This window comes from Dyadobacter sp. 676, assembly GCF_040448675.1.
Classification (GTDB): domain Bacteria; phylum Bacteroidota; class Bacteroidia; order Cytophagales; family Spirosomataceae; genus Dyadobacter.
Genome location: NZ_CP159289.1, coordinates 825,152 through 839,164, shown reverse-complemented (window position 1 = coordinate 839,164; position 14,013 = coordinate 825,152). Strand labels below are relative to the sequence as shown.

Here is a 14,013-nt window from a genome sequence, read left to right as displayed (position 1 = left end):
GTAACCATCATAGCTGCCCATAACCATGAAAAAGGAAGAACTTCCGCAGGATCCCGGCGCGCTCGATAAATTCACCCGGGAAGTATGCTACGTCAAAAACGACGACGGCAAATACGAAACCGCATTGAGCAAGGGCTGGGAAATCAAAAAGCAGGCGCTCGACAGCGCCTGGGAGGAGGTCAACGAAAGAGTGGAAGCGGCGCGGCGGGCGGTAGCAAACGGGGAAAAAAGCCCGGTATACTATTTTATGGAACTTCGCCTGATGGATTTGTCGGTCCTTTCGGGCTACACGGGGATTTTCCCGTTTTTTATCAAACGACACTTCAAACCATCCGTTTTTAAAAACCTGAGCGAAAGAAAGCTGGAAAAATACGCCAGGGCTTTCGACATTACCGTGAGCGAATTGAAAAATTTTAAAGGTTGATCCAGTGAACATTGATAGCCAAACGGATGAATTCCGCCACGTGCAGACCGCCCATTGCGAGAACGGGGTAACAACCGCATTGCTACGCTACCACGGCCTCGATTTCATGACCGAGCCGCTGGCGTTTGGAATGGGCTCTGGCCTGTTTTATATACAAATACCATTTCTGACTGTCAACAACGGCCCGGCGATTTCTTTCCGTACCATGCCCGGCGCAATCTTTAAGAGAACCTGCAAGTCGCTTGGAGTAGAGGTTACCCGCAGGAAATTCTCGAACCCGGCGGCAGCGGAGGCATTCCTGGACCAAAAAGTGAGGGAAGGTGCGCCGGTAGGCTGCCAGGTGGGGGTTTTTCACCTCAGCTATTTCCCTAAAGAATACCGCTTTCATTTTAACGCCCATAACCTTATCGTTTTTGGCGAAGAGAACGGTCGTTACCTGATCAGCGATCCGGTGATGGAGGACGTTACGTCGCTTTCCAGAGAAGAACTTTCCCGCGTGCGTTTCGCGCAGGGCCCGCTGGCACCCAGGGGCCATATTTATTTCCCCGAAAAAATAAAACCCGTTTCCGCGGACATGATACGCAAGGGAATCGCGAGGGGTATTCGCCGCAATGTGCGCGATATGCTGAACATTCCGGGTAATTTCGCGGGGGTGAACGGCATCCGGCACACTTCGAACCACGTCCGCAAATGGCGCGAGAAGCTGGGTTTACGCAAGGCAGGCCTGTACCTGGGTCAGATTGTAAGGATGCAGGAGGAGATCGGCACCGGCGGCGGCGGCTTCCGCTTCCTGTACGGCGCGTTCCTGGAAGAAGCCGCGGCCTATTTGCAGGACGACCGTGTAGCCAATATTTCCGAAGATTTCACCAAAGCCGGAGACATGTGGCGTGCCAGCGCCATTAAAATGGCGGGTGTGTACAAAGGCCGCCTCACCGAACAAAAAGATTTTGAGGAAATCGCCGATATGATGCTGGAAATCCGTCTGGTCGAGAAAGAGGCATTTCAGAAACTGTCCCGCTTGAAGCTTGTAAAGTAAGCGTGTGGCTATGGCTGGTACAGTGTGCATTGAGATCAGGGATGTTTACAAGCGTTATAAATCCGCCGGCGAGGATAGCCTGTCCGCCGTTTCGCTCGACATTGCGCAATCGGATGTTTTCGGGCTGCTCGGGCCGAATGGTGCGGGTAAAACGACGCTGATCTCCATTCTTTGCGGCATTATTCCCGTTTCGGCGGGCAGTGTGCGGTTCTACTACAATGGCAGGCAGTATTCCGATGCGGAGCGAAAGAGCCGGATCGGTTTTGTGCCCCAGGAATATGCCTTTTACCAGGAACTGACGCCCCGCCAGAACCTCGACTACTTCGGGGCGATGTATAACCTGTCGAAAGGCAGGCTGGAAGAACGCCGCGAGCATTTGCTCGAAGTGCTGGGGCTTGGAAAAGCAGCCGACAAGAAAGTAGGAACATTTTCGGGCGGAATGAAGCGGCGTGTGAATCTCGCCATCGGCATAATCCACGAGCCGGATATCCTTTTCCTCGACGAGCCGACAGTCGGTGTGGACGTGCAGAGCCGGAATGCCATCATCCGCTATTTACAGCAGCTTAACCAGGCGGGGACAACCATCGTTTACACTTCGCACCATATGTCGGAAGCGGAGGAGTTTTGCAAAAATATCGCGCTGATCGATCACGGAAAGGTTATAGCAACAGGCGGGTTGCAGCATTTGAAAGCGGTGCATTCGGTTGCCAGTCTGCAAACATTGTTTATCAACCTCACCGGCGAAGCGTACCGCGATTAAGCTTATGTTTAAATTATACTCGTCACTTCGCAAAGAACTGCTGCTGCTTATCAACGATAAAGTGGGGCTGGCTTTGATGTTTCTGATGCCTTTGCTGCTGGTGTTCATCATCACGATCATCCAGGACAGCGCCTATAAAATGGTGAATGAAAACCAGATCCCCCTGCTGGTAGTCAATCACGATAAAGGAAAAGAAGGGAGTAAACTGGTGGATTTGCTGAAAGACTCGGGCCTTTTTAAGATAGATTCGCAAAACGGCATTCCGCAGGAATCTTTGCGCTCGGAACTATTATCGAGAGGGAAAATGATCGCATTGTATATTCCGGCGACATTCTCCGCCGGGCTTGAAAGCAATGCGGAGGACGTAAGCGGTATTCTGATGGACGATCTCGGTCTCGGGCACGATACTACTACCCGCGAGGAGACTTCCATGCCACGGCTTTCCTTTTATAATGATCCCGTTTTACAGGAAAATTACAGCTACTCGGTCATGAGCATAATCCAGTCGTACATGAGCGTGATCGAAAATTCGCTGATGATCGACAGGATGTACGCCAATATGGATATTGCCGAAAAATCTGCGAAGCTTAAACAAAAAATGATTTCGAACCGTGTACGCATCGATCAAATCGTTGCCCGGAACAATAATTCCACCGCCATCCCGAATTCGACGCAGCATAATGTACCTGCCTGGACGATTTTCGCGATGTTTTTCATGGTCGTTTCGCTGGGCAGCAACATCGTCAAGGAACGGATCAGCGGCAGCTTCCTCCGTTTGAAGACCATGCCGACCACATTCATGATGGTGATGTTCAGTAAAATGGCGGTTTACGTGGTCGTTGCGGCTTTGCAAGTGGTGCTTACTTTCTCGATGGGCGTCTGGATATTGCCGGAACTCGGTTTGCCGAAGCTAAGCGTTCCCGGCAATATAATCGCTACCATTGCCGTGATTTTCATCAGTAGTATGGCGGCTGTGAGTTATGCTTTAATGATCGGCGCATTTGCCCGTACCGAGCAGCAGGCCAATGGTTTCGGCGCGATTTCCATTATTATCTTCGGGGCGATCGGCGGCATTCTGGTACCCACTTTCGTAATGCCGGGTTTCATGCAGTTTTTTAGCAATTTTTCCCCGCTGCATTGGTGCCTCGAAGGATTTTACGTACTGTTCCTCAAAGGCGGTAGCTGGCATGATTTGCGAACGGTATTCGTTTTTCTGGGCATTTTCATCGTGTTTTGCCAACTTGGTACATATTTTAAGCTACGGTTGGAAAGAATTATTTAAGTTTGAAATTCTATCCCGTGCACCCTCTGCCGGTCAGCGCAGCTCACCGGTGATTTTAGAAGCGACTAACAAATCAATATGGACATAGAAAGCTTGAAGCCCATTCTGAAAGGGCAAATTGTACAATACCTGAACCTGCTCGATATTAACCCTCAGGACATCAAGGACGACGAGCCGCTTTTTGGCGGCGATCTGGGGCTGGATTCCATCGATTCGCTCGAACTGGTGGTGCTGCTCGAAAGGGAATATGGTATTAAAATCAATAATCCGGCGGAGGGCCGCAAGATCCTCGTCGATGTGAATCACATGGCGGAATATATTCTCGCCAATATAAAAGCCGCGTAACGTTCGATGGAAAGGGTGCTGGTGACTGGTATGGGCGCGATTTCCGCGATCGGCAACAATGTTCGGGAAAACCACGAGAGCCTGCGCAACGGTCGGTCGGGGGTAGGGAAGGCCGCCTTTTTCGAATCGCTATACGCGTCGCAGTTGCCCTTCGGCGAGGTTAAAATGAGCAATAAGGAGCTGAAAGCGGCGCAAGGGCTCGAATCCGCAGCGGGGTACACGCGTACATGCCTGCTCGCGGATATGGCGTTCACCGAAGCCGTCGCCGATGCAGGACTCACTCCGGGCCAGCTTTCATCGCTTGACACCGCCCTGATCTCCGCCAGCACGGTGGGAGGCATGTGTCTCACCGACCAGCTCTATGAGGATGCCAACCACAAATCGGGAGGCTCCGAGTACCTGGAAGCGTACGGCTGCGCGGCACACACATTGAAACTCATTAAACGGCACCACATCAGGGGCTTTACGGATACGATCAATACGGCCTGCTCGTCTTCCGCCAATGCGATTATGCTCGGGGCGAGATTGATCCGGTCAGGAAGGGTAAAAAGGGCAATTGTAGGCGGTGTCGACAGCCTGGCGAAGTATACGGTAAATGGGTTCAATGCATTGAAAATCCTCTCCGGGGCGCCATGCAGGCCTTTCGATACCGATCGCGACGGCCTTAACCTGGGCGAAGGCGCTGCTTACCTTGTGCTGGAAGCCGGGGAACTGGCGGCCGGCAGGAAAGTGTACGCGGAAGTGGCGGGGTTCGGCAATGCCAACGACGCCCACCACCCTTCGGCCATGTCTGACGAAGCCACCGGCGCGATCCGCTGTATGCGCGAGGCGATCGGTTCGGCGGGAATAAATGCTTCGCAGATCGGCTATATCAATGCCCATGGCACCGGTACGCAGAACAACGACCAGGTCGAATTTTACGGAATGGGAGAGTTGTTCGGGCGGATACCGCCGTACAGTTCTACCAAGGCGTTTACCGGGCATACGCTCGGTGCCGCCGGGGCTGTGGAGGCGATTTACAGCATTCTGAGTATCGTGCATTCGGAGCTCTTCCCGAACCTGAATGTGGATAAGCCGATTGGCGGCCCCGGTTCTGCGCCGGTCACCGAACGGCAGGATGGCCGGGATTTGCGCTATGCACTTTCCAATTCGTTCGGTTTTGGCGGAAATTGCACTTCGCTGGTTTTCGCCGGAGTGAATTAGCTTTCCTGCATCAGTTTGGCGAGAATCTCCTGCGCAGCCACTGAAATCACCGTTCCAGGGCCGAAAATGCCTTTTACCCCCGCATCGTAAAGGAATTGATAATCCTGCGCGGGGATTACCCCGCCGGCAATCACCATAATATCGGCCCGGCCGAGTTTATTCAGTTCCGCGATCAGTTCCGGGATGAGGGTCTTGTGCCCCGCTGCCAGGCTCGATGCGCCGATAAGATGCACGTCGTTCTCCACAGCCTGCAATGCAACTTCCTGTGGCGTCTGGAACAGCGGTGCAATGTCCACGTCGAAGCCCAGGTCAGCGAAGCTCGTCGCGATTACTTTCGCGCCCCGGTCGTGGCCGTCCTGGCCCATTTTGGCCACCATAATACGCGGCCTGCGCCCTTCTGCCCGGGCAAATGCATCGGACATTTCCCTCGCACGCCGGAAGTTTTCATCCTCCGAAGCTTCGGCCCGGTACACGCCGGAAACCGACAGGGTCTTAGCCTGGTAACGTCCGAATTCCTTTTCCATCGCGTCTGAAATTTCTCCTAATGTAGCTCTTTTGCGGGCTGCGTCGATGGCTAATGCGAGCAGATTTGACCGCATATCTTTTCCGCCCGACTCGCTGCAAGCCCGGGTAATGCGGTCGAGTGCGCTTTGCACGTCCGCTTCGTTCCTGCGGGCACGAATCGCTTGCAGTCCGGCTACCTGCGCCTTTCTGACCGCCTCGTTGTCGATTTGCAGGATTTCAAAAGAGGCTTTTTCCTCACTTTTATATCGATTCACACCCACAAGAACCTCCTTGCCGGCGTCGATCCGCGCCTGCTTTCTCGCGGCGGCTTCCTCGATACGCATTTTTGGCAAACCGGTTTCGATGGCTTTCGTCATGCCGCCGAGAGCTTCCACCTCGGTAACGAGTTGCCACGCCTTCTGCGCGAGCTGCATAGTAAGGTATTCGACGTAATAGGAGCCTCCCCAGGGATCGACCGCCTTGCAAAGGTCGGTTTCGTTCTGAATAAAAAGCTGCGTATCCCGTGCAATGCGTGCGGAAAAATCGGTAGGCAGCGCAATGGCTTCGTCAAAAGAATTGGTATGTAACGATTGGGTGTGACCCATCACCGCCGCCATAGCTTCGATCGTGGTGCGCGCGATGTTATTGAAAGGCTCTTGTTCCGTGAGGCTATAACCGCTGGTCTGGCAATGCGTGCGCAGCATCAGCGACTTTTCGTTTCGCGGGTTAAACTGCTTCACGATTTTAGCCCAAAGCATGCGCCCGGCCCGCATTTTGGCGATTTCCATGAAATGATTCATCCCCGTTCCCCAGAAAAATGAGAGCCGTGGCGCGAAATCGTCGATGGGTATGCCGGCTGCCAGGCCGGTGCGAATGTACTCCAGACCGTCCGCCAGCGTGTATGCGAGCTCCATGTGTGCGGGCGCCCCTGCCTCGTGCATGTGATAGCCGCTGATGCTGATCGAATTGAAGCGTGGCATATGTTGCGACGCGTAGGCGAAAATATCTCCTACAATGCGCATGGATGGTCCGGGCGGATAGATGTAGGTATTCCGCACCATAAATTCTTTCAGGATGTCGTTCTGGATCGTCCCTGTGAGCTGCCCCGGTGCAACGCCCTGCTCTTCGGCAGCGACGATAAAAAAAGCCATTACGGGAATTACCGCACCATTCATCGTCATCGACACCGACATTTGGTCCAGCGGAATCTGGTCGAACAACACTTTCATATCCTCAACCGAGTCGATCGCTACGCCCGCCTTGCCCACGTCCCCCGTCACGCGCGGGTGATCCGAATCATACCCCCCTGTGCGTAGCGAGGTCGAATGCGACGGACAAGCCTTTTTGCCCGGCAGCCAGGTTCCGGCGGTAAAAAGCGTTGGATTCGGACGCCGTCGAAAAGCCGGCATACTGCCGGATTGTCCAGGGGCGTTCGAGGTACATACTGGCGTATGGCCCCCGAAGAAAGGGAGGCATTCCAGCACCGAACGCGAGGTGTTCGGCACCGGCGAGGTCTTCCGCGGTGAATGTAGTTTTAAGCGCTATGCCTTCTGCGGTCAGGAAGGGTTCGTTTTGCGTAACCGGTTCCGGTAAAATTCCGTCAGGAACATGAGTGAAAATGGCCTGATTCTTATTTTCCAAAAATCGCTCCCAGGCCGCGGCGACCAGTTGACGAGTCATATTTTCCAGCAAATACGAGCCCGCCGCCGGGTCGGTGACTTTGCCAAAAAAACTCTCATGTTCGAGGATAGGGGAAATATGGCATGCCAGCCGTGCAGCCAACGCATTGTCCTTTCGATTTTCGAACGGCAATATCGTGATAGCGTCGCATCCGCCGATAATGGCGCTCATCGCCTGGGCGGTGGCCCGTACCAGATTTGTGTAGTCGGAGTGTCCGGCTTTATATTCGAGCGAAGAAATACCGCGGATGAAGGGTGCCCTGTCGCGAATGTCGTAGGTCATCGATATTTTACGCAAAAGATACCGCAATGCCCTCAGCTTGGCGACTTCTGTGAGATATCGGGAGCCGATGGGCACGGTAATGCATACGCGGCTGAAAGCCTCTGTCCGCGACATGCCCTCGCGTGCTGCTTTCCCGATTGTTTCAGCGAATGTGGAAAGGACTGTAACAAGTTCCGTCACGGGGTCACTCGACGGCGCGCTGATTTGATCCGGCGGAAGCTGGTAATCGGGTAACAGGTTCAGGTTCAGCCAGCCGGGAGTTCGCTTCTGTGCCTTCGAAATTTCCGCAGCCGCCTTCCAATCGACTTCCTCTCTGGTAAGGTAAGGCTGTAAATGTATTCCCGACGCTGTTTCCCAGGCATCGAGCAGTTCCGTACGCCCCTTTACTTCCTTGGCAGCGAGTTTCTCCCACGACGATTTGTCCGATGGGCTGAATTCCGAAAACAGGTTTGCTGACATGGGTAATAGGATTAATGGCCGGTTCAGGGACGGGTGCGATTAGCAAAACTACAAATTTTGAGGCTTAAAAACGGGAGTTGAAATTTCAAAACGGCTTCTGTAACCTTCTGGACACGATTAGGCTCGCGATTTTATTTTCAGGCTTGCAGATACACCCGGTAGCTGTTAAATTGAATGTCCGATTCATCTTGGGAGATCAGGTATTTTTATATCTTTGCCGTCCTTTTGAATTATGATACTCAGAGTTTGGTAAATTATACATTGGAAAGAGTCAGCACAAATAGAGAGGTAGACCAGGTTTGGGATGCTTGCCTGAGAATTATTCAGCAGCATATTCCCGAACAGAGTTTTAAGACGTGGTTTGAACCCATTCGTCCCTTAAAACTCTACGGTAAAGTACTTACGGTGCAGGTTCCCAGCCAGTTTTTCTATGAATGGCTGGAAGATAATTACGTCAATCTGCTGAGGAAGGCGCTGGACTATGCGATCGGGCGCGATGGATTATTGGAATATTCCATTATCGTCGACACCGGTAACGAGAAGCACCAGCCGCTGACGATGAATGTCTCGACCCAGAAATCTCCAAATTATTCCAGGCCGGACAATTTCTCGACAGACCCGCGCACAAGCGCGAGCGTGAAGGAAAAAGACCAGGACTCGCTCACGCTCGACACCTATCTGAATCCCAATTATTCCTTTGACAATTTCATCGAGGGGGACTGTAACAGGCTTGCGCGCTCGGCTGGTTTCGCGGTGGCGCAGCGCCCGGGGCTTACCTCGTTCAATCCGCTGATGATGTATGGAGGCGTGGGGCTGGGCAAAACGCACCTCGTGCAGGCCATCGGGAATTACATCACCAACCATTTCGAAAACAAGCTGGTACTGTACGTATCCTCCGAGAAATTCACCAACCAGTTTATCAACTCGATCCGCAACAACACCTTGCAGGAATTCACCGATTTTTATATGAAGGTGGACGTGCTGGCGATCGACGACGTACAGTTCCTGTCAGGCAAGGAAAAGACGCAGGATACGTTCTTCCATATTTTCAACCACCTGCACCAGCTAGGCAAGCAGATCATCATGACAAGCGACCGCCCACCGCGGGAGCTGCAAGGTTTGCAGGACCGTCTGCTGTCCCGCTTTAAATGGGGGCTCACCGCCGATTTGCAGGCCCCGGATTTCGAGACGCGTATCGCGATTATCCAGAAAAAGATACAGTCCGAAGGCATTTCGATCGACTACGACGTGATCGAATACATTGCGCACAGCGTGAATTCGAACGTCAGGGAGCTGGAAGGCGTAATCGTTTCCCTGATGGCCCAGGCGTCGCTCACACGCCGCAATATCGATGTCGAACTGGCCAAAAACACGCTTCGCAACATCGTGATGAACGAGGATAAGGAGGTGACGATCGACACCATTCAGGAGATCATCGCCGATTATTTCCAGGTTTCCATCGCCGACCTGAAAAGCAAGAGCCGCAAAAAAGAGGTCGTTTACCCACGCCAGCTTGCGATGTACCTCGCGAAGGAATACACCGACCTGCCGCTCAAATCCATCGGCTACCATTTTGGGGGCCGCGACCATAGTACGGTTATCCATTCCATTCAGAGCATTAACCTTTTGATGGACGAAACGCCGGACGTGGAAGAAACTTTACAAAAGCTTCGCAGTTACTTTAAGTAGAAACCGGCGTATCAATGTTCGGGAACCAATTTCTTGAACATATGTCGTCAAAGCCTATCCTTCTTTCCCGGGAGCAAATTTCGGCTCAGGCCTGGGACGATCACATCAGTCGGAGCAGGCAATGCGTGATTTACGCGCTCAGCTGGTATCTCGACATCGTTTGCGAACAATGGAAGGCGCTCGTGTGGCCTTCCGCGAATGACTTCTCGATCGTCATGCCGCTGCCTGTCAGGCGTAAATTCGGCAGGCCGGTTCTGTACCAGCCATTATTTTGCCAATACCTGGGCATTTTTTCCCGCGACGAGCCCGCCACCTCCGAATACGAGCCGTTTCTCCGGGCCGTAGCGCAGTATTTCCCCTACATTTCCAACTATGCATTTAATCCGGACAATTTACCGGCGATCCATGACGCCGATCTTTCGGAGTACTTTGGTTATGAGGTATTTCAAACACACTGGCTGGATCTGCGGCAACCCTACGCGGAACTTTACGCAGGCTATTCCGCAGACCGGAAACTCAATTTGAAAAGAGGGTTGAATGCAAATTGGGAGATCATCGAATCGGACGATTTTGAAACATTAATTAAACTCTTTAATGAAAATCACGCCGGGCGCATCGGGAAAATCAAATCGGATGCATACCGGATATTGGAGAAACTTGGGAAATGCTGTGTGAGCCGTGGATTCGGGAAGATTTTTTATGCGCGTGAGGGCCTGGATACACACGCGGGTGTATTGTTGGTTCATTGCCACGGGCGAACGATTTACCTGTTTAACGCCGCCAACCATGCCGGCCGGAAAGGTAATGCGAGGCTCGCGATACTGGACGCCTGGTTTCGAAGTTTTGCGGGAATAGGGACCGTTTTTGATTTTGAGAGCCCGCAAAACGAAGCTGTCGCAAGGTATTATGGCGGTTTCGGGACGGTCGCGATGCCGTTCTGTTGCATAAAAAGGAACGCATTGCCCTTCCCGTTTCGCCAAATCCAGAACCTGCGCAAGTGGTTGCTGGTCAGAACCAGTTGATGTCTTTGCGCAGGCCCTTGTAGGACTTCAAATCCATTTCCAGCGAGCCGATTTTAAGGTCCACTTCGGCTTTCAGCGGAATTTTGTTCGAATCGTCGGAAACCCAAAGCGCCATCGGCTCTTCGCCTTTGAAGAACTTATTGGAGGGAATCTGCGGCGACAGCCTTAGCACTTTGCTCTTACCAAACTTGGTTTTGATCACATCTTTGCCCACATACCGCACGCGCAGCTTATAGACCTCGCCGTCAAAGAAAGTGGGCACTTCAATGATCTCGCCTTCGCGCACCTTATCGAAATTGATCGTACGGAGGAAAAAATAGCCGCTGATGATATCGTGAATGTTGTTGGGGACGTTGTAGGTTTTGCTCTCGTCCTTCACGTTCGATACCGCCTGGTCTTTAGCGTGGTTGAAATACACCGTCTCTTCCTTGCGGTATTTGTTCTCCTGGATCTGCCGCTCGAACATGTGGGGAAGAATAGCCGTTGTATCGATGTACGAGCGCCACGTGTCGCGCACGCGTGAAATAAGGTCGAATGCACCTACCGTACGGCCAACGACATTCACGCGGTAACAGGGCCGGTTGTTGATCATCGAAACGGCTTTACTCACTTCCACTTTCGCCTCGGCGGCATTGATAAAGCCGTAGTGTACCCGGTATTCCACCCGTTCGCCGGTGCCAAAGCTTTTATTGGGGATGTGCCGGTCCATTTCCGCAGTATCGTCGAACTGGCGGAAAGAGAGCAGCAATGCTAATGTCGAAATGGCTAATAGTAATGTGTAAGATCGTTTCATGCTAATAAAAACGTTACAGGGAAGGGTATTTGCCCTTTAAATAGTTCAGGTATTTTTTTAAATCCCCTCCAAACTTTTCTTCAAATTCCTGCCTGAAAGTATCCTGTTTCGACTTATAGGTCAGGTAGCTGATAAAGTAAGCATTATTGGGGAGTTTCCCGTCGGGCCAGCGGTTTTTGTTTGTTAACGTACGCTTGCCTGAAAGCAGTGTGTCCGTGTCGCTTACGATATCGGTTATCAATCTGGTTTTCAACGAATCCCTCAGCCTGCTGGGCGCCGGGTCAGGACCAAATGTTTTGTATAGGCTGTCGAGGCGGCCCGCGCCCCTGAGCATATGCTGCGAATAAGCGTCGTTATACCGTTTGGAATACTCGTAAATACGCATTTGCTCCGAATCCTGACCATACTTGTATTTCAAAAACCGTATAGCCCCCTGGTCGCCGACAAAACTGGCCAGGTTTTCGTTGAGTTCCAGATTGTTTTTTACAAAAAGCGTACCATGTGTAAGTTCGTGCAATATGAGGTTGGCAAGGCTGCCGTCGCGTCGGCGGAGCATGCTGGAAAGGATCGGATCTTTGAGGTAACCGAGCGTCGACCAGGCCGAAACTTCGCCGATGTCGGTGTCTAACCCCCTTCCGATCAGCGCCTTTTCTTCCGCCGCCGCCCGGGTCGAATCGAAATAACCCTTGTAGGGAAAGGTTCCGACGATTGGGAAATGCCACTGATACGGTTCCACTTTGTAACGCTCCGAGGCGGTAATGAGCCAGATAAGCGGCCTGCCATGCTGATCGTAGAACGTCGTGTAGTTATCAGACGGCGTCAGGCCCAGCGAATCGACGCCGAATTTCTTGATTTCCCGGATCAGGCGAATGCGTGCTTTGAGGGAATCGGGGAAAGTCGGGTCGGCGAGCACATCGTCCACATCTTCCACTTGCATGAGTATGCCAATTTGTCCTTTGGCCTGTAAAAATGCATAAGTCAGAACATCCCTCTGCCAAATACCGAGCAGGAGCACGACGGCCAACAGGGCAAGCAATATTTTCCGGATCACAATTTCGGCTTTTAAGTGTGGATTGGTCTTTGCGGAGCAATTTGACGACCGCTGCAAAATTAGGGAAATGACGGATAATCATGCGCTGGTAATCACGCCTTCCGTACCTTTTGATAACTGCGCAGGACCGCTTGGGCATTGCCATTTTCCGGCATCTTTCGCGAATGTTCCAAAATGCGAAAATTTCGTGAAAAATTAAGTTTCCGGGCAAAATACGGGTTGTTGTTTAAGATGGAATTAGCTATTTTTACAAAACAATAAAGACCCGTTTCAAGCGGTTTTTGTCCAGCAAAAGCCGCTTTTTTATGTACCAAACACATTCTTGTTACCATTTTTATGGCACAACCAACAACCGATAAAGACAACAAACTAAAAGCGTTGCAGACCACGCTCGAAAAGCTCGACAAGACTTACGGCAAAGGTACTGTGATGCGTCTGAGCGACACCAAAGTATTGGACATTCCGGTAATTTCGACCGGTTCACTGGGTCTTGACCTCGCGCTGGGCGTAGGCGGTGTTCCCCGGGGCCGGATCGTGGAGATTTACGGACCCGAATCGTCGGGTAAAACCACGTTATCGATGCACTGCATCGCCGAGGCGCAAAAGAAGGGCGGTCTCGCGGCGTTCATCGATGCAGAACATGCTTTTGACAGAACTTACGCGGAGAAGCTCGGAATCGACACCAGCAACCTCCTTATTTCACAGCCCGACAGCGGCGAGCAGGCACTCGAAATCGCCGAGCACCTGATCAGCTCCGGCGCGGTTGACATCATCGTGATCGACTCCGTGGCGGCATTGGTACCACGCGCAGAACTGGAGGGCGAAATGGGCGACAGCAAAATGGGTTTACAGGCACGTTTGATGTCGCAGGCATTGCGTAAACTGACGGGTGTGATCAATAAAACAGGCTGCTGCTGCATCTTCATCAACCAGCTCCGCGAAAAGATCGGGGTGATGTTCGGTAACCCCGAGACTACGACGGGCGGTAATGCATTGAAATACTATGCATCGGTACGCCTGGATATTCGCCGCGTAGGCCAGATCAAGGAAAGCGCCGACGCTATCCTGGGTAACCGCACCCGTGTAAAAGTGGTTAAAAATAAAGTGGCCCCGCCGTTCAAAGTGGTGGAATTCGATATCATGTATGGGGAAGGGGTTTCCAAAGTAGGAGAGGTGATCGACCTGGCAGTGGAGCTGGATATCGTGAAGAAATCGGGTTCCTGGTTCAGTTATGAAGGGAACCGCCTCGGGCAAGGCCGTGACGCTGTGAAAGCGCTTTTGAAAGATAATCCGGAATTGCTGGAAGAACTCGAAGGCAAAATCCGTGGAAAAGTGAATAACGACCCCGATTCGCTGATCGATACCAGCGAGCCAAACGTTGCAGACGACGGTTCTCCGGAGTAAGATTTTGAATATACCAAATAAAAATGCCCTGCACACAGGGCATTTTTATTTGGTAGTCGATTTTGAAAAGTGGCATCCG

General features: G+C 52.1%; 11 protein-coding genes and 1 pseudogene. 9 read left to right on the top strand and 3 right to left on the bottom strand.

The window, feature by feature from the left end; translation table 11 throughout:
* The first annotated feature begins 25 nt into the window (after positions 1-25).
* The 6 genes from ABV298_RS03890 (at position 26) to ABV298_RS03865 (ending at position 5,050) form a co-directional block, all read left to right on the top strand.
* Positions 26-424, top strand: coding sequence for a hypothetical protein (locus tag ABV298_RS03890; protein ID WP_353720878.1), 399 nt, complete (start codon positions 26-28; stop codon positions 422-424).
* A gap of 4 nt (positions 425-428) precedes the next feature.
* Positions 429-1,460, top strand: a complete 1,032-nt coding sequence (locus ABV298_RS03885) for a BtrH N-terminal domain-containing protein (RefSeq protein WP_353720877.1) — start codon at positions 429-431, stop codon at positions 1,458-1,460.
* Between the two features lie 10 nt (positions 1,461-1,470).
* Entirely contained in the window at positions 1,471-2,220 is a 750-nt protein-coding gene (locus tag ABV298_RS03880) for an ABC transporter ATP-binding protein (RefSeq protein ID WP_353720876.1), read from the top strand.
* Positions 2,221-2,224: 4 nt separating this feature from the next.
* The gene (locus ABV298_RS03875; RefSeq protein WP_353720875.1) at positions 2,225-3,502 is read left to right on the top strand and encodes an ABC transporter permease; all 1,278 of its coding nucleotides are present in this window, start codon (positions 2,225-2,227) and stop codon (positions 3,500-3,502) included.
* A gap of 78 nt (positions 3,503-3,580) precedes the next feature.
* Positions 3,581-3,847, top strand: coding sequence for a phosphopantetheine-binding protein (locus ABV298_RS03870; protein WP_353720874.1), 267 nt, complete (start codon positions 3,581-3,583; stop codon positions 3,845-3,847).
* Between the two features lie 6 nt (positions 3,848-3,853).
* Positions 3,854-5,050: a beta-ketoacyl-[acyl-carrier-protein] synthase family protein gene (locus ABV298_RS03865; protein WP_353720873.1), complete on the top strand. Its 1,197-nt coding sequence runs from the start codon at positions 3,854-3,856 to the stop codon at positions 5,048-5,050.
* Here ABV298_RS03865 and scpA read toward each other — a convergent pair.
* Positions 5,047-7,975, bottom strand: a pseudogene (gene scpA, locus ABV298_RS03860) (methylmalonyl-CoA mutase). The gene ABV298_RS03865 and the pseudogene scpA overlap by 4 nt on opposite strands.
* Positions 7,976-8,149: 174 nt before the next feature.
* Here scpA and dnaA point away from each other — a divergent pair.
* Complete coding sequence (gene dnaA / locus ABV298_RS03855; protein ID WP_353720872.1) at positions 8,150-9,664, top strand: chromosomal replication initiator protein DnaA; 1,515 nt, start codon at positions 8,150-8,152, stop codon at positions 9,662-9,664.
* Positions 9,665-9,705: 41 nt separating this feature from the next.
* A complete protein-coding gene (locus ABV298_RS03850) occupies positions 9,706-10,686 on the top strand; it encodes a hypothetical protein (RefSeq protein WP_353720871.1) in 981 nt (326 codons plus the stop codon).
* Here the strand turns inward: ABV298_RS03850 and ABV298_RS03845 are convergent.
* Both ABV298_RS03845 and ABV298_RS03840 read right to left on the bottom strand, forming a co-directional pair.
* Complete coding sequence (locus ABV298_RS03845) at positions 10,673-11,479, bottom strand: DUF3108 domain-containing protein (protein WP_353720870.1); 807 nt, start codon at positions 11,477-11,479, stop codon at positions 10,673-10,675. The two genes, ABV298_RS03850 and ABV298_RS03845, sit on opposite strands and share 14 nt — an antisense overlap.
* A gap of 13 nt (positions 11,480-11,492) precedes the next feature.
* Positions 11,493-12,530, bottom strand: coding sequence for an aminopeptidase (locus ABV298_RS03840; protein ID WP_353720869.1), 1,038 nt, complete (start codon positions 12,528-12,530; stop codon positions 11,493-11,495).
* A gap of 336 nt (positions 12,531-12,866) precedes the next feature.
* Here ABV298_RS03840 and recA point away from each other — a divergent pair, with 336 nt between their 5' ends.
* Positions 12,867-13,934: a recombinase RecA gene (gene recA, locus ABV298_RS03835; protein ID WP_353720868.1), complete on the top strand. Its 1,068-nt coding sequence runs from the start codon at positions 12,867-12,869 to the stop codon at positions 13,932-13,934.
* Positions 13,935-14,013: the final 79 nt, after the last annotated feature.